Genomic DNA, 25,776 nt, shown 5'->3' with positions numbered 1-25,776 from the left:
CTCTTATAGATCGTTCTATCTTTAATAAGAGCGCTTCCCACAAACGTTCCCTTTCTATTTCATCAAATTCTTGAAGGCTAGCGCTCCCACAGGAACCCCGATTCTAAGGACATTCCCGACCATGCCTCCGAGCATGAGCATCGTTAATTGAATTTCTAGATTTTCCAACGCACTTTCCTGACGATCCGCGCTGATTCTCATCATATCTTCGGCCATATCGTCAAAGACCCGGTTTCGATCCGGAATTCCCGAAAGATTATAGGTTTTGACTCGCTGCAGGACGGAGTGGAGGTCCGTGTCGTCAGCTTCAGCAATCATGCGGTCTAAGGCTTCCGCAAAGCTCATTTCTCCGTTGCTCCAACGAATGATTTTTAGCACCATTTTCTCAACTGGCCCCGAGGCAAATTCTGCCGACGATCGAAAGGCCTGTTCGATGGTATCGCCGGCTATGATATTAATTTTGAGGTTATTAATCAGCTCCGGTAAGGCATTTTTCATTTGTGTCTTGTAATTCTCTAACACAAGGATGATGGCAACCCTGAGTACAAGGTATCCTGCCAAGGCCCCTAAAAGCGCCAAAACTAAGGCGACGGTTAAAGATACTCCGATCCTCATATGGAGTACAACCCCAACGATACCCCCAAGTGTGACTCCGATGGCGGGAATTCCAAAACGCAGCATCACATAGTCTTCCGGTTCTAACTCGACCTTTTCCAGTCTTTCGAGATCTTCTTTCCCCATTTTTTTGATTACCCAACTGACCCACTGATTCAATTGGCGGGTGATCAGTTCCTGGTAGCTCTGAGGCTTCTCTGGATGGTACATAGCCGCAAGATAGGCCCGGCCATAATCATAGAAAAAGGTGTAGTGAAAAAGCATGGCAATGGAAAGACACAGTAGAACGATACTTAGTAGGTTCATCGCGTCATCAGTCCTCCTCGCCGCACAAAGAGACGGGTGAATTTTTTAAGGCCCATAGCCAGGTAGAGATCGAAGGCCGCGCCGATGCTCCAGGCCCAATGGGTTTGTCCCGTCGTCGCCTGCCAAACATCCGAACGAAATAAAAGTTCTAAAACCGGAGTCGCCAGGCCAAAAACGACAAAGACAGTTAGGAGCTTTAAATAAGATTGGATTTTATTCGCCCGTTTATGGGCTGCCTTTTCTCCCTCCCGTAAACTCTTTTCGACTTGTTCAAAAGCAAACGTCATTTCTCGCTGCCCTTCCTTCAGGCCTTTCTCCATGATCCGGCTGAGCTGTGCATAGACCGGATTGAGCAGACGCACCCCGACGTCATAGATGGCTTCCGGCAGCGTTCGGTTTCCGCGGGTACTGTTCAAGGCCAGCATGAGCTCGCCGCGCAGGGGTTCCTTGAGCTGCTGGGCAGCGTTGCGGACCGCCTCCAAGAGACTGCTTTCAATGCTTAGGTTGTCTTTGATCCCGCGCACAAACTGGTGAGTCTGTGCATCCTGCAGCTGCTCTTTATGGGCGGCTTTCAAGGCGATATAGGCTTTAAACAGCATGCGCCCAAGCATCGCATAGAAGAGGGCACTGATGATGTCCTGGGTGACCATGAATTCATAGAGTCCCATCCCGGCCATCGCAGCCAGATCCAAGAGGCGGGACTTCTGAACACTTAATCCTAAAACGGCCAGCGATCGTTCTAGCTCTGCGTCCGATTTTCGGAGCAGCAGAGGCAGGTGTACTTTGGGCAGTTCCTTCGGTTTCCATGGCTGACGTCGCTCCTTTTTGAGATTGGGAGAAATCCAAAGGAACAAGATCACAAACCAACAGCCGAAGAGAATGAGGGCTAAGTTAAGCATGAAAACCTCCTTTCGTTCGTTCCAAAAACTTGTCCGGGATGACAATACCATTTTCCAAGCAGCGCAGGTACGTTCGTTCATGAAGTTTTCCACGCTGGACATGTTTTTTCTGCTCGAAATCGTATTCATACAAGAGGTTAAATCCCTCACTGCCGGGTTCATAGGGCAAGACTTCCCACATCGATACAATCTTCCGCTTTCCACCCGTGTCAAAACGTTTGAAAAAAACAAGCCAATCCAGGGCGTCATGGAGCATTTGGCGAATGAAGCGCTCTTCCACGTTCATGCCAGTTTCCTGCAGCCAAACGACCATGAGATTCATAAATGTCCAGGGATTTTTGGAGTGCCCAGTACCTAAAACACCATCATGGCCGTGGCTGATGATTTTCATGAAGCCGCCGGCTTCGACTGCATTACGCATTTCTTCCATAATGATTCGGTCAGGCCTCATGGTTAACGCCTGTTCAATCAATTCATCGATACCAATGGGCTTTTCCTTACGCTTGACCGTCTGCATCGGGATATAATGCGGGTGTATGGGATTAAGCTCCCGGTTATCTCCCATACCGATGACCCTCTCTTTTAGGGTGTGTTCTTCAACCATGATCCTGTTGAAGGTTGTCTTCGAAGATCCCGTGGCCCCCAGGGCATTCTCGTTACAGCGGCCTTCCGTGAGCAGGCCGGAAAGTTCCATCATATCCTCAGTAGCGGCTCCGGTTTCGATAAAACTTTCTGAGGTATAACGCTTGCTGGTGTCGGGTGCTTTCCGGATGGAGAATATGGGAACCCGGACCACCGGCGGCCAGGTAACTGAGAGCCTGGAACCATCCGGAAGCTCGGCACGTTCCAGGCAGTCAAGCTTGTCCAGGCTGCGCTTTGTTTTGGCATAGAGTTTTCGAATATATTCCTCATAGGCATGAGCACTGGGAAAGGCAATTTCCGGATAGAAGTTGGTGCCAGGACCAATATCATGGAGGAGACCGTCAATTTCAACCCAGAGATGTTTATACCCGTTGCCGCCAAACTCCGTAATCGTGGCATCCGCCACTAAGGGCTGCAGGATGTCATAACCGACATAACGGTTGGCCACCCGTTGAAAAACAAAGCGTTTTTCCTCGACGTTGAGATCCTTTTCGGCCACCAGGTTGGCGACAACAATGGGCAATTCTGTTTCACGGGCCTCTTTGTCCCCGTCCAGAAGGTGACCGTATTTGTGGCTGATTTCATCGTATACTTCTCGTTCAGCATCGTAGACATCGTCATAGATAAATTCCAGGCTGACCGATTTGTTCATTAAACTTTGCGGGCTTTCCCCTCCCAAAAAATCAGCGTGTATGGTAATGCCGGCCGCCTCACTGCCAGGATTTTGGGCTTGATAGGCTCTTTGGCGCTCGACCTCACGCTTTACCCGTTCAACATCAATTTGGGGGCGCTGTCGGATTTTTAGTTTGTATTCATTCATAGACGTTCCTCCCTTCGAGCTTCTCCTTTCCTATGATTTCTTTTTCCAGCCCAACAGCCAGTTTCTCAGCGAAGGCTTCTTGGCTTGAGAGGTCGTAATCGGGACTTCGAGATCTTGAAGAACGTTCTGGCAGAATTCACCCCATGGAGAGATCCCTTTTTTGGTTTTCGGTTTATAGGGTTTTCCCTGATGTGCCGCCAGGCGATAGCCCTCAACATCCAAGGGAACCTGCAAACTGACCGGAATCTCTAAGGTTTGTGTGATGGTGCGCAGGCTCAGGAGATCGTTAGCCGTACATTTGTTAAGGATAATTCGATAGTTAGAGAGCTGAATGCCAAGATCATAGGCCTGCTCAATATGGGCCTCCGCAGAATCCAGGAACACCTTGGTGGCTTCCATAACATAAAACACGCGTTTCGCCATTTTAAGCGCCATGAAGACCGGCGGGTCAACGCAGCTATTGTTGGTATCAACGATGACGATTTGAAATTCCTTGAGGGCCGCACTGTAAAAGACTGCGGCTTGCTGGCAGGGATCGACGTTCTCTTCCTCTCCGCCGTTCAACCCTTCCAAATGAAAGGGCAAGACGACTTTTTTAGGACTTATGGGACCGACCGGAAGCACATAAAGTCCATGGACTTGGCGGCTGGTTCTGCGAATTGCTTCGATCGCCGTCCTTTCGCTGATAAAGTCTGAATGATTCCAGGCCGCCAGGCCTGGACAATCTTCGGCAGCACCGACGGCTCTGAGCAACGACGGTTTTTCGGTATCAAGCTCAATGATCAAGGTCTTATAGCCCATCTCTGCAAAAACAAACCCCATTTGTGTGGCTCCGGTGCTTTTGCCCACTCCGCCGCCAGCGCTATGGTAAGCAATAAGAGCCGGACTCAGCACTGAGGTTCGAACAGAAGGCAGGGACGTTACCGGCTTACGTTCGTCTTCCCATTTAAAAACGACATGATTCTCCGGTTGTCTTTCATATTGTCCTTTAAGAAGACTGACGAGGTGTCCGGGAAGCTCAGGAATCACTTGCCATTCAAGGTCTATTACATCAAGATGGCCTTTGTACATAGCCGAAAAATCGTCGCTTTGGCGTTCGATTAGGATAATTCGCGTTCCGGGGGCCTTTTCCCGGAGTAATTTCAGATTCTCAACCAGATTCCGTTCGAGTCCCGGCAGTTCGCGATGGACGAGTATCACCTCAAAGAATCCTTTTTCGGCGGCCCGTATAAGGTCCGCATAGGATTCTGCCACTTCTAAGACTCGGTACTCCCCTTCGCTTTTCTCCTGAATATATTGCTTTAACCGCCGTTCATCTTCGCCCAAGGATGGGAGAGCTGCGATAATATCTTTCCGCCGGCTTAATGGCCCAGATTCCTCTCTAAATTCCTCTCGAAGCTCGCCTTTGGGGTCTTCCAGAGGAGCATCCGGTGGTAGATGACGTTTTATAAGACCTCTTTGCAGCCGAATACCATGCTTTTTTTCGGGACGTTGGGGCGAAAGAGCCGGTGGAACCGTAAGGCTGCGGCTTTTCGCAAGTGTGGGATTCTCCAACGTTTCTCTGGTTTTTCGGCCAAACTCCTCAAGTTGTCTCTGGATACCTTCACCATCGTTCACATCCTTTACATACGTGATCTTTTTTTGCTGGCAGAGGGCGTTTGTTTTGGAATTCCCGACCACAATACAGCGCGGATCCTTGGCAATTGCAGGAAAGTCCTTCGCTTCGGGATCAACCCATAAGATCACATCCGCATCCTCTTGATTCGCCAGTTTAAATCCGGCCGACGTTAACCAAAATTCCCAGTCCGCTGCGCCTGGTCCCAAGACCGAGATTCCAATCGGTTGCTCTTGCTCGATTCGGGCAACATTTTCGTTGAGCACATTGATCTCCTTCCTTTCTGTCATTGAATCCTCATAAGATATATAAGTTTTTCCCACAAAAAAGCTGACTAACGCCGTTTCTTATCAAAAGAGCTTGGACCAAGAATAGGCACTGGACTTTTATTTTAATCAAATGAATGATTTCGGCTCGCATCATGTCGCTGCATCAGTTCAAAAACAAACACATGGTGCTGGGAAATATGTTCCCTTACACCATGTGCCTTGGGTGCTTGATTTGTCGGGTTTGAAAACACATTGATGTAATTTGTACTTGCACTTTACATCTTTGTCTATACATAAAATGGTTTATAATGGTAAACGGGGAAAATACAATGCATAACCGTAACGTTGTACGTCGTGGTAAAAGTATGCATGAAATTGCAAAGCGTAGTGGAATCACCTTTTACGTTTAAATCCCTGGCTTCGTCGCAATCCGAATCTTATTTACCCTGGAGAAAGAATTAGAACTTGGTAACCTAATGTCCCTGGTATTCCAATGACCCTTGGTTGCGGTGAACCCTAATCACTAGCGACCATTTTATTTCTAACGCCGAGCCACTATTAAACTTTTTACAGGCATCTCATTTATGGGCTTCAAGTTTATTTCTTAATTTATTATATTAAAACCAATGTCTTAGCTAATAGCTAGGACATTGGCGATACTGTGTTGTTATTGACAGCTACTTGCTTGGCTTTATACGACAGTTAGCAAGTGACTAGCGATTTCCATATAGTGAACTCGTTCAGCTAAAGCTGAACATCGGGGCTTCGGTGGGGGGAATCTACCCCCACCGAAGCAGAGATCGGGGACCACTCCCACAAGAAGTGGGAGTCTCACGATTGGATGAACAAGTAAAGTGTTTATTTTTTATAAGGGTTTTATCTAATGAAGTACTTGGGGTACAGTTATTGTAACAGTATGAATTGAATTATTCCCATACCCTTTTGCATTCCATAGAGCTGCTTTTGGTTGAACATTTCCGTTGCTATCATGAGCGCGAGCCAGCACAAAATAATGTCCTGGATTTATAATATTCCAAGTATACTCCCAAAAAGTCCATGTATATTCTTTATGTTCAGGGCTGGTTATGTTGGCAAGGTTCCAAGTCATCCCATTATCTACGCTCACTTCCACTTTACTGATGGTACCCTTTCCTGTCCAGGCGAGACCCCTTATGGAATGCTGACCTTTATGGATGATTTCTCCTTTCGAAGGCCAGGTGATGATAGAATTAACTTTCATCTCTGTAACCGGTACGGCATTCGAATAATCTCCTTCGTTGGTTATATAGACATAGTCAATTGCTTGAAATGGTCCTTGAAAAGGACTTGCGATAAGGTTTATCTTGGTAACCCATTTAACATGTGCCATTCCATACCAACCCGGAACAATCAAACGAAGAGGAAAACCGTGTTTATGCGGTATTGGTTCATCGTTCATTTTTAAGGCCAAAAGGCATTCCCCTAATAATTCTTTGTTCATTGGTAAGCTACGCTCAAAATTCACCGGAGTATCCATATCCGGTCGGATTCCCGAATCTGCTCCGGTAAAAACGATTTCTACAGCATTGTCCTTGGGCTTTATCTGGTCAAGGATAAATGCCAGTGGTACTCCCGTCCATTTGACATTGCCTACAGCACCAATTCCCCATTGTTCCCCAGGTACAGGAGGTTCAAACATAGCGCGTTTATTACCCGAGCATTCAATTGTTACGGATCTATCTACCTGTGGCATTTCTTTAAGTTGTTTAAAACTAAAACCAAGCGATCTTTCAACTTCCCCTCCGATAGATAAGGTCCAAGATTGAAGATTTATTGTGGGGTAAGATAAATGAGTTCGGACATAAAACAAATCGTTTGGGGTCACCCAAGTTAATACATTATTAATCGGCGACTCCAAGTTTTCGGGCAGCACCTGACAGGGTACCAATCCTGGCTTATCGTTAATGCTTCGAGGTAAATCCTGATTCATCGCATAATGCCTCTTTCCTCTTAAATTACTTTCTTTATAATTGTCAGTCCATTGTAAATAATCGTTTTCTTTTAAGCGATAATAGCCATACCCTCAAAAGCTAGGGTTTTAATACAACCTTTATACAATGATCAAGCTTCTGGTCAAACAGTTCATAAGCCCTTTTGCCTTCGGATAGTGACATTTTGTGAGTTATTATATCCGTTGCATTAAACTCTCCGCTTCTAATTAAATCTAAAATTCGATCTACATACGCATGGGCAGGACACTGCCCCATCTTTAATGTTATATTCCTGGAAAAGAAATCTCCAAAGGGGAAATTATTATATCTAGCACCGTAAACTCCAACAACAGATACCGTTCCTCCTTTACGAACCGCCTGAGATGCAATTTCAATTGCGGACTTGGAACCGCCCTGTATCTTTAATTTTGATTCGATTTTTTCAACTACAGACATCTCACCATCCATGCCAACACAATCAATCACTACATCTGCTCCACCGTGGGTTATTTCTTTAATGTATTCTCCGGTATTATCGTAGTCCTCGAAATTCAATACCTCCACATTATTAAATTTCTTAGCGTGTCTTAATCTATAGTCAATGTTGTCGATAGCAATAATTCTACTTGCTCCCATATAGTTAGCCCATTTTTGGGTCAAAAGCCCAACGGGTCCACAGCCTAAAACTACCACAGTGTTTCCACTTTTTACGCCTCCGTTTTCTACTCCCCAGTATGAGGTTGGCAGAATATCCGTAAGGAATAGAACCTGTTCGTCCGTGAGGTCTTCAGAAACCTTTCTAGGGCCTACATTAGCATAAGGTACTCGGCCTGGCCTCCATCATATCCACCCATCAACTCGCTGTAACCAAAGATCCCGCCTACTTCTCCATGCTCATTTGAATTATCACACTGACTCCAAAGTTCATGTTCACAATACCAGCAGTGTCCACATGCTATAGGAAAAGGTACTATTACCCGTTCACCTTTCTTTACCTTAGTTACATCCTTCCCGATTTCTTCTACGATGCCCATCGCTTCATGCCCAATTATGAACCCCTTCGGCATTTTGGGAATTCGGCCCCGGGTTAAATGCAAGTCTGACCCACAAATTGTGGTAGATGTAACTTTTACAACGATATCATCACTTTTTATTATTCTTGGGTCCTCAACCTCCTTAATCTGGACATTATTGACCCCTTGGTATGTTATTGCCTTCATATTTTTATTCCTTTCAATTGGCTATAGCTATTTTATTTTCCCTTCTTTGTATATTTTCATGCCACATTATGCAAGAATATTTACTGCAACACCAGCATGCGGATACCAATTCATTTGGTTCAGAACTACATACGGATCTTACACCCATTACTTGAGCAAGCGAAAAAAGTCCTTGGACTGCTATTATCTTTTGTGTACTATAGTTTTCATGATTATTATCTTAATAATAAAAATTAACGGCCAAGTGTTTAACCACATAACCGTTAATTTTAAAATTATCTTTCTCTATATAGGTTATTTAATGAATGGCAGTTAAATAGAAGTTGGCCCTTCAAATATTAAAAGATTACTCCAAGTGCGATTAAGATAAGAACTGCAATCGCGATAATTCCTGCTCCGAAGCAGCCACCGCCGTAGCCATAACCACCGCCGTAGCCGCCGCCAAAGCCGCCATATCCGTACATGAAATCTACTCCTTTCGAAAAACTTTAAAGCGTTAAAAAACGATTCCCAATGCGATCAATAGAAGAATGATGACCACAACAATACCAATTCCAGCTCCCCAGCCAAAACCGCCACCGCATCCAGCGCCTCCTGCCCCAAAAGCCATATCTCTTCCTCCTTTTTGCATATTTTGGTAATTACAATATACTATATGTCCTTAGGTGGGTACTTGCTCATATTTCTAGCTAAAATAGTTGTTTTCTTTGAAATGGTTGTTTTAAAACATAGAGCTATAACACCTATTTGAAAAATTGGCTAACGTTCTTGTCAGATCTGAGAATAAATAATTCCAATACGTAAAAAATGTAGGTAGATAAATGGGTTGAAACACCGGGAGGAAATTATGAATTACTGAAACTTAGTCTTAGGGGCAGACACAAAAGTTCATTTGGCTAATGGAAAAATGGCCCCTTCGATTTACATAGATAATGCCTCTACAACACCACCGTTTATTTCAATGATTGAAGAGATTACAAAATTTGCCCCGATGTATGCCAATGTCAATGGAAGACAATATGAGAAGGCTACCTATACAGAACAGCTATTTGAAGATGCCAGAAATATAATACTAAGCTTTTTAAATGCCGATCATTCCAAAGATACTGTCCTCTTAGATATTAATATATAATTGGCTTTGTACGGAGAAACAGTCGTGATCTTCCAAATAGTCATCCCTTATGAAATCAAGAAAAAGGAAGGCGTAATAACAGCAATGTCATTTAGTTAAGACATTAGCGAGCGCAAATCTAAAAGAGCAGAGTATATAGAAATATGTACCCTGCTCTTTTTATGTATTTTTTCAAAAAGCACTTGACAAATACCCAAAAATTTGTGGACGAAGCCACTTGAATGTAATTACATTTCAGGTAAGAGATCAATCATAGCCAACCTCCATTCAAGGATAATTGCAATCAACGGCCGTACCTCGCTTCAATCTATTAATCAGAGCCGCTTCGGAAAAGTGAGCGGAAAATAATTACATCATTAGGTACAGATATTATTGTAGAGCATTTTGACCCTGCCCCATACTCAGGTTTACGCCTTGGCCCATTGTTTGAGCCTGTTGAGACTGACCCTGGGTCGCACCTTGTTGGTTCATTGAATGAAGCTGTTGCTGGGCCTGTTCAATGAATGTTTCCATCTGGGTTAATACTTGTAATGATTGTATAGATTGATTTGTTTGGTTTAGTGCCTGAATAGCTTGTTGGGTTGACTGCTGTATCGTTTGAATTGATTGTTGCTGTTGCTGCTTTGACTGGTTTTTAAACTGGGTCATACTTTGGTCTAACTGAGTGAATTGTTGTGTTCCTTGGGTGGTTTGCTTCAACATATCTAATGATTCAATTGCCTACTCTGCGCACTATGCACATCAAAAAAGGCGAATATTTCCACCCTTTCCTGAATACCAGAGTTTAAATAAATTTGTGGTGTTGGCAAAATATGTGGAAGATCTACACTGGTCGACACACTTAAGCACTTTGGGCAGACATAAACACGGCAGTTGGCGGCCAGAACAATATTCATTCTAATGTTTCTGCAGTGCACTTAACCCACGTGCTTAAGTGGTCCGTACCCTTACAATTAGGACAACGTAATGGCATCGTCATTCAGTTCCTCAAGGTAGCTTATGAACGACTATTGATTACTGTGACAAGGTACAAGGTTATATGGATAAAGAAGCCTAGTATTTCTGCTGAGCCATATGTATTACACCTTCCCTCTGTAGGTAGAGGAAATTCTAGTGCCAACACACCTTTCAAAGCCGCCGGGTATGACATTGAGAAAAAAAAAGCCTAAACCTCATGGTTTAGGCGGTCTCAAGACTAGTATCTTAACGTTCCCTTCTATCAAGACAAAGATGTCATGGAATTACTTTCAGATCGTAAGGGTCATAAGCAAATTCTCCGTATACAGTCTCGAACCTCACTACAATAAAGAGTCCACTTTCATCATTATCAACTCGAACAACAGTTCCTTTGCAGTGTCTATACGTCTCCACATGGTCTCCAACTTGGAATTGATCTTTATAGCAAAGAGATGGGCTAATTATAAATGTAGGATTTTGCGCCAACATTATATCATATCCCCCTTTTTAAGGTTTCTATGGGAAGATTAAATCCCACACCAGCGGGCAGAAAATTTAAGGAGGTATTTTTAATGTTTAATGACAAAAACCTTACTTGCAGAGATTGTGGTCAAGAGTTCAACTTTTCTGCTTCAGAACAAGAATTCTATGCTGAAAAAAGATTCACCAATGAACCCGGTCGATGCCCGGCTTGTCGTGCGGCCAAAAAACAACAAACTCGTGGTAATGGCGGAGGATACGGTCGTCAGCAACGAGAAATGTTCCCAGCAGTTTGTGCAAATTGCGGAAAGGAAACCACCGTTCCTTTCCAACCATCCGGTGACAAACCCGTTTATTGCCGTGACTGTTACCAACCCCGCCAACGTGACAATTGGTAAAATATTCAAAAGGCTTCCCAGGATTAAAGCCTGGGAAGCCTTTTTATTTGCTGGTTAAATTAGATATTCAAACCAAGTCTGCCCCATCTGCCGCATCCCTCAGCCTCCAGCTTTCCGGTTCGGTGAGGGTTATTCGATAGGTAAGGACATCCCGTAGCATTAGGTGTTGGGGTTCTCCAGCCATTTAAGATCTCCGCACCACTCACGCAACTTTGACTGCTGGCTAGGCTTAATTACGGTGGCTATTTCTTCTTGGGGTTAGCTGGGGCACTGAGGTGATGTGGGATTTACTATTGCCGATGTTGCAGAAATAAGACAGCTCAACGTTGAGTTCTCGTTAATCATAATTCCACCATTATCCTTCATTTCCTGCATTAAGTAGCATAAAAATACCCACAGGAAACCCAAAATCCTCCGGTAGGGGTATCAAAATATTTGCTTGAGTTAAATTATTGATAAAGCTGGCTTTGCTAGCGCTAAGCCTTAGAATTTATGTTTACAAATGTATTCCGTACTTATCAAGCATTTTGTCCAGTCCTGTTAAATATTATATCTTGTAATTTTCTAAATTTGCTACTCAAGACCATAATATGTTTATCAAGTCTTTTAAATACAGACTGATAATTAGAAAGAAATTGTTGTAACTCTGAGAAATCCTGAATTTCCTTTTTATTACTAATATTTGTGTAATATTCTTCTACTTTTCTTTTAGCCTCAAGAGGTTCCTCTTCTGATGGAGACCCTTTTCGCGTTAATAAACGTTCAATGGCCTGCTTACTTATTTCATTTATTTTTATCAAATCTGTTTTAGTTATCTTACCATAATATTTGTTGATAATTTTTTGAATGTTTTCCGTATATTCAATTTCTTCTATTTCGTCTAAGTCGTTAACCAACTCTTCCCAAGCTTTGAATTTTTCATCACTATCCAACGGCTCATATAAAAACTGACCGTAATGAAAAGAAAGCAATTTACCAAAGTTACCGGGAAAAATCCTATCCAATTCCTTCATCATGTAACCGGCCCTTGTTTTGGAATCAGCTATCAAAACTTTATTTAGCTCTTCTAACTCTTCCATCGCAGAGTTAAGATTGCAGTCATTCAGTCCAGTAACAAAGTTCTCAATTAGATCTTTATTTTTATTTAGAAAATGAATTTTCTCTGTAATAAGGTGTACTTGCTCTTTCATAATATTTTTGATTTCATGCGGATTTTTGAGAATCTCACTAATGGCATATAATGGTATATCTAATCTTCGGAGAACACTGATTTGCGCAAGTGTTTTAATATCTGCATCTGAATAAACTCGATAATTGTTGTCTTTTTCCTTATAAGGACTGATTAAACCTTCTTCTTCATAATAATAAATTGCCTTCTTGGTAAGCCCCGTAACCTTCATAACTTCATTAATTTTCACGATTAACACCTCCAAGGTTACTATAAACTATTACCTTGGGGAAATGTCAATTACAATATATCCTCAGGTACTCTTGGTTTTCCTATGAATTGGTTTCAAGCCCAAAAACCACAAACGCCCAAACCGCTCCGGTGGGTGCATATTATAAAAACATAATCAACCAGTATTCCTTCACCCCTACCCGCCGAACCGAGATTCGAAAGGGCCTTCTTTTGGGAATCAGGGGAATATTTTGATAGAACCACTTGTCTCTACAAGAAAGTAGTCTCTTTGACCCCTGGCAATAAGTCATAAATCGACCTACCAATGACCTTTTCGAATTTATCTTTAATTTCAAAGGTGGATTTCCATTTTAAAACTGTGAAGTCATTGACCCCATACCGCAATGCCACATCTACCAAACGTTTTTCAAGTAAACAAAACCCTTTAGGCGTTGCTAAAGCATCGCAAAGCTGAATTAATTCATCGTACTCAGAGTAATTAATTTCAGAAATATATCTCTTAATCAATTCACTTTCTTCGGCGGTACAGTCATTGTTGCCGGAATATGATTGGAGATTTTTTAAGGGAAAGGAATGTGTTAGACAAATCCTAGCACAATCTTCATAACCCATCTGACTAAGAAAGTTATACCCATCTACGATGTGACGCATATATGACATTCCGTAACGTCTCCCTATATCATGAAGGTATCCAAGTATATACGCAATTTCTGAATCAAGATTTCGATGATTACTTGCTATATTTCTGGCCGCTTCTGCAGTAAGGATTGAATGCTCGACCCAAGGACCAGAATTAAGTGTTGCGGCTTCATACAATAATTGTTTAGTCTCTTTGATAGAAGGTATTTTCATGATGCTCTTATTCCTTTCGAAAGACTCGGTACTTGACTACTAGCTAGCCTTTAACTCAATGCGGCTTCTTGAACTTGGCAAGGGGGGCTGGTGTGGGGGTGATATAACTCTCCCTATTTTCCTATGGCAACCTGCTCCTCTAATTGCTGGAACCCCTTTATATCAACAGGGATAAATATTTTGTAATTACCTTGATTTATCAGCTTATCTGTATAATCTTGCCATGCTTTAAAAGCCTCATTTTGTCCGGCTGGAATCGAGTGTAAAACTAAGTTTCTAAGTTTCACTCTTCCTAAAAGAATTTGCGCAAATTTATCGTTTCGGGAGAATTGATGTAATCCGTGGAAGTACTAAAGCCATTGTCATTTATTGTTTTTGTATACCCTTTTTTGGCAGGGTCGCTATCTGGTAGCGAATCCATAGATTTTTTCTGTTGTTCCAAATATGAGCTAGCTTCGTCTGGAGTTACCTGCAATCCTTGGCGCATTACCTCATTATCAATTAACGCATTTTTTACTAGAAGACCCAATGCTATTTTTTCGTAGAAGAATTCATCCTGGGGCTTTTTAATATTGTTAACAAAGTCATTCTGCTTAATTAAAACTTCCCGCGTAAGCTGCAAACCGGTTATTTTGGTACCCCCTACCTCTGCAACTACTTCTGGATACTTTGTATTTTTTATATTCTTAAGATCAGGGATTGCTATGTTCGTAGTACTTCCGACAATGGGCTGTGCTATTTTGGTATGACTATTATTTTGTGATGTCATGCTTTGTACCGCTTTAAGTATGTTTGTTGGGGCTTGTTGTTCAGCTTTTTGACCACAGCCGATTAAAATTAGACTTAACAGAAGTGAAAGTACAATAGATATTGAATTCTCCTCATCAACTAAATCCCTCTTTTCTAGTAGACGCTCACCCTTCATCCTCAACAGCCAGACGTAGTGGTTAAATCAGGTATCTTAATCATAATTCCACGATTGCCCTCTGTTTCCTGCAATAAGAACGGAAAAAGAGCGTCCAAAAACGCTCCGTTAATCCAAACACTCTCCGGCTAGTAGACCCACCATCCGATAACCACACGCAAGCCCCGGCACTCTGACTACCCAGCTAACCTTAAATCCAGGCGGCTTCTTGAACTTGGCGAGGGGGGCAAGCGGTCGGTGATTTACTGCCGGTGTATGTGATTCCTTCTACTGCAATTTTTCATTTACTCCTAATCACTCCTGAGCATTGAATAATGCAATTGGTCGTATCTGATTCCCCTAATCCAATAATGTTCACGAAGTCGGCCATCAAGTTTAAACCCATTTCTCTCCAAAAGCTTAATTGAAGGAAGATTATTCGAAGAAGTGGTTGCACAAACCTTGTTTAAATTATTTTCTTGATCAAAAACCTTCTCTAATAGTAATCTTACCATGTTCTGACCTATTCCCTTGCCCCGAAACTCAGCCGGTATGTAATATCCAAATTCGGCACTGTGATTTCTTGGATTAAAATCAAACAATGTGATTCGCCCAAACGGTTTACTTATTTCTTGATCGTCTACTATCACAAAGATTTGTCTAATTTGCTGAATAATATCTTTCTCCAATTTCTCAATAAATTCGGTTTCAGTTGGTAAATCGTGCACAGGGCGACATGTATAATAATCAAAGTTTTGTTCATGCAGCCTCCATTCGTATAGTACATGCATGTGACCACTTGTTAGTGGACAAAGAATATATGCCATTTTTTCCTCCAGTATTTGTCTAAATGATTAATCACCAACGATACCGGGATGAAAATCCCCACATACACGCAATCCCCGCCACTCTGACCCCCAGCTACCCTTTAAATCAGGCGGCTTCTTGAACTTGGCGAGGGGGGCAAAGTGGCTTGATGATTTGGTATTGATGAGGTGGACGGAATAAGCGAGCTAGGTTGTTTGAATTCTATGTTCGAGGAGCCTTGTCTCTGGCAAAGCGTGAAGTAGTGCTCGATAACTATCTATACTTGTCCCTTAAATAATCAACCCATTTATCTCGAAGCTGATTTTCTGTTAACCCAAATGCTACTTTAAAATTACTGGGGTGTTTAATAAAATGTAACAACTTTTCATAACCGAATTCCTTAACCACAAATTCTATTATGGAGTAAGAATATTGATACCCATTTCTTTTAAAGAAAGTTTCGAAATCATCTCCAGTGTCCAAATCATTGAATAATGGTATTTCGTTTTCTATTATACCTTGTTTGATAGTATTTTTTATCCAAACCTCATTATTGTCTTTCGCCTCAAAAGAAGCAACCCCATCATCTAGCCATCTTGGGATATTGTTATTGATTTTGCTAAGAATAATATGTATAAATTCATGAACTGCAGTGTTTACTACATTACTATATCCCGACCCAGGAGGAGGATTTAATGGTGATGCAATAATTATTTTTCCGAATCCTAGCCCTCCTCTGATCCAATCAGGTGCATCTGGAAAACCTAGTGCTAAATGTAGTTCTTTGAGATTTGCATGAATCTCGACTATCAGTTTATCATCAAGTTTTTGCTTAAAATTCATTGTAATTCTGTTATAGCTAGATTCAAGTATACTTGCAACATCATCTATGCAGTCTTTATCTTCTTCATTGTAGTCGATTATAAAGTGTTGGGTCTCAGCTTTCAAAAAAAGTTTATCCATTATTGCATTTCCTCATTTCATTGCGGCTTCTTGAACTTGGCAAGGGGCGGGTGGCGTGGAGTGTCTTCAGCATATGGGACAGACAGGCTCTACGTAAAATAATTTAGCTGGGTTAACGTTCCGGCATGTTTGGCAAGTTATCAAACAGTTATAACTCTTGTATTTTCATCTTTCAAAAATTCGGTAAGCACTTGACCAGTGTATTTTACATTTATCCCCATGTTCTCTAACGCTTCCGAGATACCATAACTATCCGAACATGCTTTACATGCTAATAATTCCACTCCAGCATCTTTCATTTTCCCAATGTATTCCTGCAAAGATGTATCATCTGTGAGGAGTTTTGCAGATGGCCCCCAAACTATTAGGCTAACTTCGCTCCACCATTCCTTAAGTTTGGAATTTAGAGTGTACATAAATGCCATACGTATTGCAACATCCCTATCTCCGTTAGTCCAAACTACTAGCAACTTATCTGGCTGACTCATCGTAACATGCCTCCTAATCTTTCGCTTCTACTAGACTCATTGATATAACTTGTCCCCCAATCTCTCCGGCTAGAAGGCCCACCTTCTGTAACCTCACACCCATTACCACCAGCTAACCCTTTAAACAAAGGCGGCTTCTTGAACTTGGCAAGGGGGCAAGTGGTTGGGGGTAATTTGGATCGGGTGTTGGAAGGAATAATCCAGAGTGAGGTTGTACTTAATATCTTGGTAATTTGCCTTGCTCGATATAATAATTTTCTACGCCGATCTCCTTCATTTTATTATTTCTTTGAATCCATCTTTCTCTGAGTTTCCCTTCAAATTGGTCGGCACATGGAAACTCATCGCATTCGAAACAAAAATTGATGTTACGCTCCTTACGACAGGTTTTTGCATGACAATCCAAAGGGCATTGAATGTTTTCACTTTTGCAGCCGCTACAAGTACACTTAGCAAAATGATTAAGAATACTAACAAATTCAGGATATCCTTTAAAATTTGGAGTATTCTCAGCTTTCATCTTAGCCAGTCTTTCATAACCCTTCAATAGGTCGGACAATTTGGCACTTAAATTTCTTATCTCGCCATTTTCATAGTCAGCACATCTTGAACAATCCAATCCACAAACGGACAAATTATTAATGGCTTCAGTTGTATCCATCTTCATACCTCTCTTCACATATACCTATATTTCGTTAGACTCATCTCCGCCTTTAAGTACCACCAGGTAGGCCAAAGAAATCTCACCAACAGCCTCCCGGAAGAGATGGTCACTACATCACAAAGACCCTGTAATTGATTCCTGGCTAACTTTTAAACATGGCGGCTTCTTGAACTTGGCAAGGTGGGCGTGAGGTGTGGTGATTGACCCTCGATGCGGTGACTGAATGTTGTCGGAACTCATAATTTCTTTGTCATAAAAACATTATTTGAGTCCTCAACGTAATCCGAAAACGGCTCACAATATTGGAACCCAAAACCTATATATAATTTTCTGGCTGGTTCGAAAGCATCCATTGAACCCGTTTCCAAACTCAATTTCTGATATCCACGCCGCTTGGCCTCTTCAATAATATGTTGAAGAACTCCCTTGGCAACACCCTTTCTGCGATGGAATGAGGAAGTTCGCATTGATTTGATTTCTCCGTGTTGGCTATCCAGTTCTTTTAGAGCTCCGCACCCAACTAATTCATCACCCTCCCAGGCACTCCAAAAAGTAATTTCAGGTTTTTTAAGAGACTCAAGACCGAGTGCATGCATACTCTCCGGCGGAGACTGAAGGACCATACTCTGAAGATGTTCTCTCACTAATTCAGCGACTTGTGGCCCGGATAAATCATCGATTTTAAGATACATAAAAACACCTCCAATGGGTGGGATTAGTTTATAGACCGGCTTAGTACATGCACAACCAATGCTCCCGGCACTCTGACTCCTGGCTTAACTTTACACATGCGGCTTCTTGAACTTGGCAAGGTGAGTGAGTGGTGTGGGGTGATTTCTTCGGGGGAAATAAGCCAAAAAACACGCAAAACGCTCTGTTGGTAGATATGTTAGTTGGTTTTTGAGACCCTAACCATCTTCTTGAATAATCCATCGACCTCTTCTTTTTGTTTGTCGATAACTCTTAAAATGGCTGTATGGTATGTATAATACTCATAATACTCAATTTTCAAAGTAAAATAGCCTTCCTTTTTTCCCTTCCATTTATATGATCGTACTGTGCTCCAATAGATTAGACGATTTCCAGTCCAAATCCCGTTACTCATTAGACTTTTTTCAAGAGTTTTCTCCATAAATGCCATAAAATATTTGCAACGCAAACAATATAAGCCATGATATGCCAATCCTATGCTTTCTCCTCCGAAAATTTATTTATTATTGTTAAGTCTCACTGAACTCCCTATCCCATGCCCCCAACACTCCCGATATGTAATTTCCCCGATGATGTTGTAATTAAATAACGCCAACTTAAAAGTAGATTTGAACAATTGGTTATTTTTGTTAAGCTGTGCCATATTTCCAAAGGCGAACACCAGAAAGATTAAGTATAAACTCCGGTATATTTTACAATAATAGATACATATTACTATTGGAGGTTTTTCAAATGAATTGGTTATCAAGAACAGCTTTAATACTTGTAATCGTCGGAGCCTTGAATTGGTTATTAGTCGGTGCATTTCAATGGGATCTTGTGACTGCGATTTTTGGTGGCGATACGGTTAGAACTTCATCTATATTGAGTAGGTTAATTTATGTTATTGTAGGTCTTGCAGGTATTTACTCGATCTCTTTTCTTTTTAATGATTCTAAAGTTAAGTCATAATAAAAAGTCTAATAAAAATGTTTTTCAATAGCAAGTGGGGCACCTTTAGGTGCCTTATTTTTTTAACAGAAGGGCTTAGCTTAGAAGAAAATGAGCCACCGATCAGAAGGAACCTTACCGGCAAACCTTTTGAAATAAATGATAGCGAGAAAGCACTTATCATATTTATTTATAAAATTATTCAGTTCATCATCTTCAATTTTATCCAACATAGGCATTTGATCGAAGTAATGATTTAGTTGTTCATGTCCCACGAGGGATACCGAAGCCGTAAGGCTGAGGATATGCTCGCTGGGATCATAGGGACAACAGCGAATGCAGAGGCTTGCGAACCGATGGGACTTTTTAATCAGCAGATCACAAAGTACCTTCTGGCAAGCGCCGAGCAACACGTTTAATATGTTCTCTTAATTTCCCAGTGTATAATCCCTAAAAATTCCCCAGCACTCAGCTCGGTCATATTCTGAATATACAGAATTAAAATTAATCCAAATTGGTGATTCATCCAAGTATGGATGTGTCTTAAATAAAGAATTATCCCCATACCGTATACTCTCAAGCGCTAACCTCAGTTCTCTCTTGAATATCATGTCTCTATTTCTTGCACTTTCTTTTCCCATTTCACCACCCACATGGCAAAAAGCATTTAATGTACATTGATTACAACTAATTAGCCATTCTCCTAGCACCTCATCTCTCATCATGTTAATTTTATCGTAGGCAAATGTTAATCCTACAGTTAGAAATAGTTCGGCTGTAACATCAGAATGAGTTAAAGTATATCTTCTACCCAAGATCGGTCCTATTGGTGTGATTCCATTTCGAAACTCTATATGTAATTTTTCCGGATTAAATTTCATGGTGATCGCTTCCTTGTTTATAAATTTTACTTATTCTATTAACACTGCGTGCTAATTGTGTCCAGCATTCTTCATGCAAAGGAGCAACTTATAAATGGATCAACATACCGCCTCACCGTTATCCCATATATATTCTACCTTCAACCCAATCTTCAACTCAAAACAAAATGCGTTGGCGTGAGAACTTCTATCTTCTCAACCAACGCATTAAATATTTGTTTATTGAACTTTCATTTCAAGAGTTGAGAATCCCTGAATACATCCTCTAAAATACATGGATATGTTTCCATAGACGTAAGCAGAAAACATTGCGCCTGCTTTTGATTTAATTCCGAAAATTTCCATACCCTACAACCCTCATGAATAGCGGATTCTTATCCTGTGAGTGTTTTCAAATACCGATAGGTAAGGATACTCCGATGGCATTACCCATCCAGGCTCCTTTTCCCCCGGTTCACACCGTGCATGCGGGTTTCCTCGCACACGGCGTTCCATCAAACAATTTCTTGAGCTTCTAACTTGAGCCTTTCCCTAAATTTGATAATCTTTTTATGAGCTTTCTTTCCGACCAATTTTAGAACGTCTTGACCGCAGTGTATTAGCTTGTGACATGTTTGATGTGTTGATGCAAGGTTGTTGACCTTATTTATTTGATCTATGGGGAGTTTAGGGTTGATGTGATGTGTTTCCAGTTCATATCCTATAATTGGTTCCCCACATATCTTGCATTTACCTTTGTCTCGGTTGAACGCATATCCTCTGTTCATAAGATACTCAAAATTATATTTTGGTTCTGTTAATCCCCTGGCTATGAGATGAGATAATGTAAGACTCATTGTTATGTCGTCTCTTGCCAGTCTTTCCCTTTTGAGTGTGCGTTCATAATGGGCTTTTCTTCCTTCTGGTGTGTAGGGTGTTTCTACGAGATTTTTCTGGTATACCTTCCTCCATTTGACGAATCCCAGGCTAGTGACTCCAATTGTTAGATCTTTATACTTTATGGCTGGGATTTGTGTGGTGTAATCCTTATGTCGTAGGGGCAAGTTACTGCATATATTAGCCGGCGTCCATTTTCCACCTTTGGGTTTAAGTGCCTTGAATGCAGTATATTTCAGAGAATCCGCATATCTATTAAGTTCGATGTTCACCCACGTTGCAGGTTGGTAGTAGTTGCCTATTCCGATTAGGGCACTATTGAGGTCGTTGATTTGATGTACAAGTTGTTCAGCGTTGAGTTTTCGCAGTGTCTTAGTGCGTTTTCGTAGCTCTTCCACTTTCGCCTTAAGACGTTTATCGTTTGGTCTGGTTCGTGGTATCCATCCTGTTCTAGATTTCCCGGGCACTTGTTTATAGCTATATCCTAAGAATTGGATAGGGTTTTTCTTCACATTAGTAATGAGAGTCTTCTCCGGACTGAGTTTTAGTTTGAGTTTATTGTCCAAATAGTTCTCAATGTGCCTTTTCCATTTCTCAGCATTAGATTTGCTATTTGTTACCAATATCCAGTCGTCCGCGTATCTGACTAGGTACGCGGGTTTGAGGTTGGTTTTATTTAATTCTTTATTTCGGCTGTTTGGATGGTATTCATGTCTGGTTTTCTTTTCTTCCCATTCCCGTACAATCCATTGATCCAATTTGTGAAGAAAGACATTAGCTAAGAGCGGCGATATGATACCTCCCTGAGGTGTTCCGACTTCAGTAATCCTTGACTCATTCATAACTCCTGCTTTGAGCATTTTCTTGACTATCATTAGAATTCTTCTGTCATGAATGCCCATGTGCCAAAGTTGCTTAATGAGTTTGGTATGATTTATATTATCGAAACAGCCACGAATATCTCCTTCAATTATCCAGTGATATCCTGTTTTATGACATACGTCAGTTGTTCTTTCGAGTGCCATATGTGCGTCTCTCATTGGTCGAAATCCATAGGAGTGTTTAAAGAATTGCGCCTCCATAATGGGTTCGATGAGTATACGTAGAATTTCCTGGATAACTCTGTCTATGATAGCCGGGACGGTCACTGCAGACTGCACATGGTCACAAAAAGGATTTGGGATGTCTGACTATCACTCATCCATTTCATCCATTGAAGGGACAAACATTCAAGATTCTACAAGTACGTAAGGTTTACGGGGTCCGCTTATATTCTGTTGTCACAGAAAGCGGATCTCTTAGTGTGCCTGAATCATGGACCGATCATGACCCCCTTTCAGTAAACCCTTCGGATATGAACTTTCCTTTGGATGCTTTTGTCCTTAGAGATTTACTCAATTTAAGTTCTAAACTAAAAGATAAAACTCTCTCTCCGTCGAAATAGTAGATCTATTGACATATTTAGGAGAAGGGGGTAAAATCTTATTAGCATGAATACTGCTAAGAATACTTTGAAATCTATTTCTACCGATTTACTAGTTGCTCGGCGACAAGAATTAACTGGTTCCTTACCACTCCTTGATCAAATCCTTCGTGGCTCTTTAATCACCCGCTACGTCAAGTGTGGTAAAGCGAACTGTCGTTGTGCATCTGGTCAGGGCCATCCCAGTCTCTATTTATCCAGTTTGCATGAAGGAAAAACCAGATTGGTCTATGTGCCGACTAGTTGGGAGCCCTGGGTTCAACAACGCCTGGATAATTTCCACCGCATCCAAGACATCTTAGGGGAACTTGCAGAAATTAATCTGGAACTCTTACAACGACGTGTTCAAGACTAGCTATGCTACATAGGGAGGAGTGAATCATATGTCTCAAGCCGCCATCTCTTCATCTTGGTCGGCTCAAGAGTCTGTTCTGGCTAGTTTAGTAGGTGATCGTGTCGAAGAAGTGGTTTGCGTTTTTTCTTCAATTCTTCGCTCCTTTCTTGTGGCAATGCATGAGGAAGGAGATTTAGACGATGTCATCAGTGTCGATCGTGAAATCGATTCATCTGAACCGGACAGCCCTTGTATACATCCGTCAATCGACGCTTGCCCAAGTCCGGTTTCACAAGGAGAGTACCGAGCGCCAGTATGCGCTGAGGGAGAAAGCCTTGAATCTGGGCTGGAGCGAGAATCTAGTTCAAGTCATCGACGAAGACTTAGATATTTCCGGGGCCCACAAGTCCAACCGCCAAGGCTTTCAACGTTTAGTCGGTCAGGTTTCTTTGGGGCAGGTGGGAGCCATCTTTGGCTTAGAGGTCTCCCGCTTAGCCCGTTCTTCAGCAGATTTACTTCAACTGCTCGAGATTTGTGCGCTTTACGATACCATCGTTATCGACGAAGATGGCTTCTATGACTTGAATGAGTTTAATGACCGCCTCATCCTAGGCTTCAAGGGAACAATGAGTGAAGCTGAACTGCACTTTTTGCGTGCCCGTCTGATTGGCGGTAAGAAAAACAAAGCGCACAAAGGGGAGCTTCATTTCCCTTTGCCGGTTGGCTATTGCTTCGATTCCGACGGTAATACGTCTTTGGACCCTGATGAAGCGGTCCAAGCTGCTGTACGAAATGTTTTTACTTCGTTCCAAGCTTCCGGTAGTGCCTATGGTGTCGTTAAATTTTTTTCTACTAACGGTTTGCAGTTTCCTAAACGAGCCTATGGCGGTGTTTGGGCCGGCAAACTAATTTGGGGCACTTTGACTCACTCCCGGGTGCTCGGTGTTTTGTCTAACCCCGCTTATGCCGGGGCTTATTGTTTTGGCCGCTATAAATACCGCAAGAAGATTGACAACCAAGGTGCCTTTAAAACTCAAATGGTGCGTCTGCCAAGAGACCAATGGGAAGTGCTCATCCACGATCACCATCCAAGCTATATTTCTTGGGCCCAGTATGAGGAAAATTTACACCAACTACAACAAAACCGCACCAATGTAGCGGTAAGTGGCGCAGCTCGGGAAGGCAGCACCCTATTACAAGGTCTACTGATTTGCGGTAAATGCGGTAGGCACATGACGGTTCGCTATACTGGCAACGGTGGTATTCAACCTCGTTACGAATGCAAACAACGTTGGGAGCTAGGTAAAGCCTGCACATGTTCATCGATTAGAGCTGAACCCCTTGATCAGGCCGTGACCAAAAGGATCATGGAACTTCTTCAACCTGCAGAACTAGAACTTGCCCTACTTTCTCTAGACAGGCTCAGTGACGAAGATCATGCTGCCAACAAGAGTTGGCGGCTGGCTTTGGAACAATCACAATTTGAAGTGGAGCGAGCTTACCGCCAATACGATTTATCTGAGCCGGAAAACCGTCTAGTGGTACGTACGTTAGAAGCAAAATGGAATGAAAAACTACTGGCTTTGGACCAATTAAAGGAGGAATACGAACAATTTAAGGCAAATCGAGCCTGGTCTCCAACAAGCGAAGATCGCCACATGATCCTGCGCTTAGCCGAGGACATTCCCCGCATTTGGAACGCTCCAACGACCCTTATGAAGGATCGAAAGCGGCTCGTCCGCCTCTTGATAGAAGATGTCACAGTGACTTGCCAACCTCTTGACCAAAATGTGCAATTAGGCATTCGTTGGCGCAGCAGACACAGCGAACTGATTTACACAAAGAAATCCTTGCCTCCTTCAATCACCCGCAAGCACGTTCCCGAGACGGTTGAGCTTGTTAAAGAACTGGCTAAGACGATGTCGAGTGCCGAAATTGCAGACAGTTTCAACAAGAATGGATACCGTACTCCGGAAGGACGCACTTTTACCGAAAGTTCTATTGCCTGGCTAAGGTACCGTTACAAGATTCCCGGGCTTGTTAAACAGAGCAATGAACTTTCCGTTAAAGATGTGGCCTCCAAATTCAACGTGAGTCCTGGAGTTGTATACTACTGGCTTGAAACCGGCAAAATTCAGGGCAAACAATTAGGACCAGGACGGCCATACAGCATAATAATCGACGAAACTACCGAGAAAGTGCTAAGTACTTACGCTGATACTTCAACCAAGATCATTAAAGCTAGAGGCTTAAACGTTATTGAGGAGGGTGCATTATGAACATACCATCGGAATACCAAGAGGCCGTTTTTCAGTTTTACCCGGTTTGGGTATCCATTCTCTTCTCAGGAGATGTGGATTATAATTGTCTAATGCGTCTCTGATCCCTCGAATTACATCTGGATATTGTTGTTTCAAGATGTCTGTTATGGTCTTGCCGTCGGTTCCCGCTGTTTTACTGCCGTTATTAGATTTAATTTTGTGTATAGCAGTAATAATGGTTACTTCTGATTTGGCAAGTTCCAGCATATTCTTGAATTTTGGTAAATTGCCCTTTTCAAGCTCCTGTCGAGTGCTGATGTAAAAGCTATCTAGGATGGAATTTAGGTCTGTTTCATCTCTCAAATTTAAGTAGACTGATTTTTGAGCCACAGGCATCCCTCCTTTCGGAAAGATTCTTGTGGGTTTAACCAGGATTGCGCAACGGCTTCCCAGTCAGGCTCCGGTATATTGCCTTCTCTTGTTTGACTATGCCCCTTTGCTCAACAGGTATTATCCTGCTTCATTGCTACTACGGGCTGCTGCCCCCTACATTTGCCTGTCATTTCCTACATGGCGAGATTTCATAGCTTCGATAGGCTCCATCTTGCAGGGTTCCGCTGTTCCATGCTTCCTAGCCTTACATACGACTTTAGTTGCCTGCTTTGACCCGGAGTTCAACCTTTGTCCTTGGTTGGTGGACTAGGTACGCATCCTTTATGGATAGCGTCAGTCGTGGATGCAAGTATATCCTTAACCGTTTCCTCTCACCCTTTAAGGGTGTGATAATGTTGCAGCGCTCAGTGCTTTTCATTACCCACCGTTTTCGAGCCTAACATACGCAGGTTTCTGGTGTGTCAACATGGTCGTTTTATGGCGGCC

The 25,776-nt window shown here is 42.2% G+C and carries 29 protein-coding genes and 1 pseudogene; 8 read left to right on the top strand and 22 right to left on the bottom strand.

Translation table 11 applies throughout. The annotated features are described in order from the left end of the window. Positions 1-54: 54 nt before the first annotated feature. The 7 genes and pseudogenes from DESACI_RS06870 to DESACI_RS25410 all read right to left on the bottom strand — a co-directional run bounded on the left by DESACI_RS06870 (position 55) and on the right by DESACI_RS25410 (position 8,820). Positions 55-921: a hypothetical protein gene (locus DESACI_RS06870; RefSeq protein WP_014826462.1), complete on the bottom strand. Its 867-nt coding sequence runs from the start codon at positions 919-921 to the stop codon at positions 55-57. Further along, complete coding sequence (locus tag DESACI_RS06865) at positions 918-1,820, bottom strand: hypothetical protein (protein ID WP_014826461.1); 903 nt, start codon at positions 1,818-1,820, stop codon at positions 918-920. The genes DESACI_RS06870 and DESACI_RS06865 overlap by 4 nt, the downstream gene beginning before the upstream one ends. After that, complete coding sequence (locus DESACI_RS06860; protein ID WP_014826460.1) at positions 1,813-3,282, bottom strand: ATPase, T2SS/T4P/T4SS family; 1,470 nt, start codon at positions 3,280-3,282, stop codon at positions 1,813-1,815. Before DESACI_RS06860 ends, DESACI_RS06865 begins: the two co-directional genes overlap by 8 nt. 30 nt (positions 3,283-3,312) lie before the next feature. After that, complete coding sequence (locus DESACI_RS06855) at positions 3,313-5,187, bottom strand: nucleotide-binding protein (RefSeq protein WP_014826459.1); 1,875 nt, start codon at positions 5,185-5,187, stop codon at positions 3,313-3,315. Positions 5,188-6,046: 859 nt separating this feature from the next. Further along, positions 6,047-7,135, bottom strand: coding sequence for a sulfite oxidase (locus tag DESACI_RS06850; protein WP_014826458.1), 1,089 nt, complete (start codon positions 7,133-7,135; stop codon positions 6,047-6,049). A gap of 100 nt (positions 7,136-7,235) precedes the next feature. Then, positions 7,236-8,356 (bottom strand): annotated as a pseudogene (locus DESACI_RS06845) (zinc-dependent alcohol dehydrogenase). A gap of 338 nt (positions 8,357-8,694) precedes the next feature. Further along, entirely contained in the window at positions 8,695-8,820 is a 126-nt protein-coding gene (locus tag DESACI_RS25410) for a hypothetical protein (protein ID WP_014826457.1), read from the bottom strand. 428 nt (positions 8,821-9,248) lie between these two features. Between DESACI_RS25410 and DESACI_RS06830 the strand changes: the two genes are divergently transcribed. Then, positions 9,249-9,488: an aminotransferase class V-fold PLP-dependent enzyme gene (locus DESACI_RS06830; protein WP_041275993.1), complete on the top strand. Its 240-nt coding sequence runs from the start codon at positions 9,249-9,251 to the stop codon at positions 9,486-9,488. Between the two features lie 369 nt (positions 9,489-9,857). Here DESACI_RS06830 and DESACI_RS06825 read toward each other — a convergent pair whose 3' ends face one another. Then, a complete protein-coding gene (locus DESACI_RS06825; protein ID WP_014826455.1) occupies positions 9,858-10,190 on the bottom strand; it encodes a hypothetical protein in 333 nt (110 codons plus the stop codon). Positions 10,191-10,721: 531 nt separating this feature from the next. Then, positions 10,722-10,934, bottom strand: a complete 213-nt coding sequence (locus DESACI_RS06820; protein ID WP_014826454.1) for a hypothetical protein — start codon at positions 10,932-10,934, stop codon at positions 10,722-10,724. Positions 10,935-11,017: 83 nt separating this feature from the next. On the opposite strand from DESACI_RS06820, the gene DESACI_RS06815 reads away from it, so the two are divergent. Next, on the top strand, positions 11,018-11,323 hold the full coding sequence (locus DESACI_RS06815; protein WP_014826453.1) for a zinc-ribbon domain containing protein: 306 nt from the start codon (positions 11,018-11,020) through the stop codon (positions 11,321-11,323). Between the two features lie 518 nt (positions 11,324-11,841). Here DESACI_RS06815 and DESACI_RS06810 read toward each other — a convergent pair. The 9 genes from DESACI_RS06810 to DESACI_RS06775 form a co-directional block, all read right to left on the bottom strand. Beyond that, positions 11,842-12,741 (bottom strand): MerR family transcriptional regulator, encoded by a 900-nt coding sequence (locus DESACI_RS06810; RefSeq protein WP_014826452.1) that lies wholly within the window; start codon positions 12,739-12,741, stop codon positions 11,842-11,844. 251 nt (positions 12,742-12,992) lie between these two features. Further along, positions 12,993-13,595: an HD domain-containing protein gene (locus DESACI_RS06805; protein WP_014826451.1), complete on the bottom strand. Its 603-nt coding sequence runs from the start codon at positions 13,593-13,595 to the stop codon at positions 12,993-12,995. Between the two features lie 113 nt (positions 13,596-13,708). Beyond that, complete coding sequence (locus tag DESACI_RS25105) at positions 13,709-13,882, bottom strand: hypothetical protein (RefSeq protein WP_242833140.1); 174 nt, start codon at positions 13,880-13,882, stop codon at positions 13,709-13,711. A 5-nt stretch (positions 13,883-13,887) separates the two neighbouring features. Continuing rightward, positions 13,888-14,520: a SurA N-terminal domain-containing protein gene (locus DESACI_RS06800; protein WP_014826450.1), complete on the bottom strand. Its 633-nt coding sequence runs from the start codon at positions 14,518-14,520 to the stop codon at positions 13,888-13,890. A 290-nt stretch (positions 14,521-14,810) separates the two neighbouring features. Continuing rightward, complete coding sequence (locus DESACI_RS06795; RefSeq protein WP_014826449.1) at positions 14,811-15,326, bottom strand: GNAT family N-acetyltransferase; 516 nt, start codon at positions 15,324-15,326, stop codon at positions 14,811-14,813. Between the two features lie 253 nt (positions 15,327-15,579). After that, complete coding sequence (locus DESACI_RS06790) at positions 15,580-16,269, bottom strand: gluzincin family metallopeptidase (protein WP_014826448.1); 690 nt, start codon at positions 16,267-16,269, stop codon at positions 15,580-15,582. A 140-nt stretch (positions 16,270-16,409) separates the two neighbouring features. Next, entirely contained in the window at positions 16,410-16,757 is a 348-nt protein-coding gene (locus DESACI_RS06785) for a DsrE family protein (RefSeq protein ID WP_014826447.1), read from the bottom strand. Positions 16,758-16,974: 217 nt separating this feature from the next. After that, positions 16,975-17,418 (bottom strand): DUF3795 domain-containing protein, encoded by a 444-nt coding sequence (locus DESACI_RS06780; protein ID WP_014826446.1) that lies wholly within the window; start codon positions 17,416-17,418, stop codon positions 16,975-16,977. 239 nt (positions 17,419-17,657) lie between these two features. Beyond that, entirely contained in the window at positions 17,658-18,113 is a 456-nt protein-coding gene (locus DESACI_RS06775) for a GNAT family N-acetyltransferase (RefSeq protein WP_014826445.1), read from the bottom strand. 751 nt (positions 18,114-18,864) lie between these two features. Between DESACI_RS06775 and DESACI_RS06765 the strand changes: the two genes are divergently transcribed. After that, positions 18,865-19,083 carry a DUF378 domain-containing protein gene (locus tag DESACI_RS06765; RefSeq protein ID WP_014826443.1) on the top strand — a complete coding sequence of 73 codons (219 nt, stop codon included), beginning with the start codon at positions 18,865-18,867 and terminating at the stop codon, positions 19,081-19,083. A gap of 245 nt (positions 19,084-19,328) precedes the next feature. Beyond that, positions 19,329-19,481 (top strand): hypothetical protein, encoded by a 153-nt coding sequence (locus DESACI_RS24465; RefSeq protein ID WP_158310156.1) that lies wholly within the window; start codon positions 19,329-19,331, stop codon positions 19,479-19,481. Between the two features lie 9 nt (positions 19,482-19,490). Here DESACI_RS24465 and DESACI_RS06755 read toward each other — a convergent pair whose 3' ends face one another. The 3 genes from DESACI_RS06755 to DESACI_RS06750 all read right to left on the bottom strand — a co-directional run bounded on the left by DESACI_RS06755 (position 19,491) and on the right by DESACI_RS06750 (position 21,967). Next, positions 19,491-19,943: a staygreen family protein gene (locus DESACI_RS06755; RefSeq protein WP_014826441.1), complete on the bottom strand. Its 453-nt coding sequence runs from the start codon at positions 19,941-19,943 to the stop codon at positions 19,491-19,493. 219 nt (positions 19,944-20,162) lie between these two features. Continuing rightward, positions 20,163-20,288: a hypothetical protein gene (locus DESACI_RS25405; RefSeq protein ID WP_282434156.1), complete on the bottom strand. Its 126-nt coding sequence runs from the start codon at positions 20,286-20,288 to the stop codon at positions 20,163-20,165. Between the two features lie 149 nt (positions 20,289-20,437). Continuing rightward, positions 20,438-21,967, bottom strand: a complete 1,530-nt coding sequence (locus DESACI_RS06750) for a group II intron reverse transcriptase (RefSeq protein ID WP_242833175.1) — start codon at positions 21,965-21,967, stop codon at positions 20,438-20,440. Here DESACI_RS06750 and DESACI_RS24695 point away from each other — a divergent pair. The 4 genes from DESACI_RS24695 (at position 21,912) to DESACI_RS06740 (ending at position 24,915) form a co-directional block, all read left to right on the top strand. After that, positions 21,912-22,070, top strand: a complete 159-nt coding sequence (locus DESACI_RS24695) for a hypothetical protein (RefSeq protein ID WP_162470960.1) — start codon at positions 21,912-21,914, stop codon at positions 22,068-22,070. The genes DESACI_RS06750 and DESACI_RS24695 overlap by 56 nt on opposite strands. Then, entirely contained in the window at positions 21,997-22,263 is a 267-nt protein-coding gene (locus tag DESACI_RS25740; protein ID WP_427846740.1) for a DUF5372 family protein, read from the top strand. The genes DESACI_RS24695 and DESACI_RS25740 overlap by 74 nt, the downstream gene beginning before the upstream one ends. Positions 22,264-22,309: 46 nt before the next feature. Next, the gene (locus DESACI_RS06745) at positions 22,310-22,657 is read left to right on the top strand and encodes a DUF6788 family protein (protein ID WP_014826440.1); all 348 of its coding nucleotides are present in this window, start codon (positions 22,310-22,312) and stop codon (positions 22,655-22,657) included. A 179-nt stretch (positions 22,658-22,836) separates the two neighbouring features. Further along, entirely contained in the window at positions 22,837-24,915 is a 2,079-nt protein-coding gene (locus DESACI_RS06740) for a recombinase family protein (protein ID WP_014826439.1), read from the top strand. On the opposite strand, the gene DESACI_RS06735 is transcribed toward DESACI_RS06740, so the two are convergent. Then, entirely contained in the window at positions 24,910-25,287 is a 378-nt protein-coding gene (locus DESACI_RS06735) for a hypothetical protein (RefSeq protein WP_041275992.1), read from the bottom strand. The genes DESACI_RS06740 and DESACI_RS06735 overlap by 6 nt on opposite strands. Between the last annotated feature and the right edge of the window lie 489 nt (positions 25,288-25,776).

This window comes from Desulfosporosinus acidiphilus SJ4 (assembly GCF_000255115.2).
GTDB lineage: Bacteria > Bacillota > Desulfitobacteriia > Desulfitobacteriales > Desulfitobacteriaceae > Desulfosporosinus > Desulfosporosinus acidiphilus.
The sequence above is the reverse complement of the archived record's forward strand: the minus strand, read 5'-3'. Positions and strand labels throughout refer to the sequence as shown.

Excerpts from the sequence above, each read along its gene's own strand:
- DESACI_RS06780 (WP_014826446.1), bottom strand. The coding sequence starts at position 17,418 with ATGGATACAACTGAAGCCATTAATAATTTGTCCGTTTGTGGATTGGAT.
- DESACI_RS06865 (WP_014826461.1), bottom strand. The coding sequence starts at position 1,820 with ATGCTTAACTTAGCCCTCATTCTCTTCGGCTGTTGGTTTGTGATCTTG.
- DESACI_RS06765 (WP_014826443.1), top strand. The coding sequence starts at position 18,865 with ATGAATTGGTTATCAAGAACAGCTTTAATACTTGTAATCGTCGGAGCC.
- DESACI_RS06815 (WP_014826453.1), top strand. The coding sequence starts at position 11,018 with ATGTTTAATGACAAAAACCTTACTTGCAGAGATTGTGGTCAAGAGTTC.
- DESACI_RS25405 (WP_282434156.1), bottom strand. The coding sequence starts at position 20,288 with ATGGAAATTTTCGGAATTAAATCAAAAGCAGGCGCAATGTTTTCTGCT.
- DESACI_RS06800 (WP_014826450.1), bottom strand. The coding sequence starts at position 14,520 with ATGAAGGGTGAGCGTCTACTAGAAAAGAGGGATTTAGTTGATGAGGAG.
- DESACI_RS06870 (WP_014826462.1), bottom strand. The coding sequence starts at position 921 with ATGAACCTACTAAGTATCGTTCTACTGTGTCTTTCCATTGCCATGCTT.
- DESACI_RS24465 (WP_158310156.1), top strand. The coding sequence starts at position 19,329 with ATGTCCCACGAGGGATACCGAAGCCGTAAGGCTGAGGATATGCTCGCT.
- DESACI_RS06790 (WP_014826448.1), bottom strand. The coding sequence starts at position 16,269 with ATGGATAAACTTTTTTTGAAAGCTGAGACCCAACACTTTATAATCGAC.
- DESACI_RS06860 (WP_014826460.1), bottom strand. The coding sequence starts at position 3,282 with ATGAATGAATACAAACTAAAAATCCGACAGCGCCCCCAAATTGATGTT.
- DESACI_RS06740 (WP_014826439.1), top strand. The coding sequence starts at position 22,837 with ATGTCATCAGTGTCGATCGTGAAATCGATTCATCTGAACCGGACAGCC.
- DESACI_RS06795 (WP_014826449.1), bottom strand. The coding sequence starts at position 15,326 with ATGGCATATATTCTTTGTCCACTAACAAGTGGTCACATGCATGTACTA.
- DESACI_RS06755 (WP_014826441.1), bottom strand. The coding sequence starts at position 19,943 with ATGAAATTTAATCCGGAAAAATTACATATAGAGTTTCGAAATGGAATC.
- DESACI_RS25410 (WP_014826457.1), bottom strand. The coding sequence starts at position 8,820 with ATGTACGGATATGGCGGCTTTGGCGGCGGCTACGGCGGTGGTTATGGC.
- DESACI_RS24695 (WP_162470960.1), top strand. The coding sequence starts at position 21,912 with ATGAGTATACGTAGAATTTCCTGGATAACTCTGTCTATGATAGCCGGG.
- DESACI_RS06825 (WP_014826455.1), bottom strand. The coding sequence starts at position 10,190 with ATGTTGAAGCAAACCACCCAAGGAACACAACAATTCACTCAGTTAGAC.
- DESACI_RS06855 (WP_014826459.1), bottom strand. The coding sequence starts at position 5,187 with ATGACAGAAAGGAAGGAGATCAATGTGCTCAACGAAAATGTTGCCCGA.
- DESACI_RS06820 (WP_014826454.1), bottom strand. The coding sequence starts at position 10,934 with ATGTTGGCGCAAAATCCTACATTTATAATTAGCCCATCTCTTTGCTAT.
- DESACI_RS06775 (WP_014826445.1), bottom strand. The coding sequence starts at position 18,113 with ATGTATCTTAAAATCGATGATTTATCCGGGCCACAAGTCGCTGAATTA.
- DESACI_RS06785 (WP_014826447.1), bottom strand. The coding sequence starts at position 16,757 with ATGAGTCAGCCAGATAAGTTGCTAGTAGTTTGGACTAACGGAGATAGG.
- DESACI_RS06745 (WP_014826440.1), top strand. The coding sequence starts at position 22,310 with ATGAATACTGCTAAGAATACTTTGAAATCTATTTCTACCGATTTACTA.
- DESACI_RS06805 (WP_014826451.1), bottom strand. The coding sequence starts at position 13,595 with ATGAAAATACCTTCTATCAAAGAGACTAAACAATTATTGTATGAAGCC.
- DESACI_RS06850 (WP_014826458.1), bottom strand. The coding sequence starts at position 7,135 with ATGAATCAGGATTTACCTCGAAGCATTAACGATAAGCCAGGATTGGTA.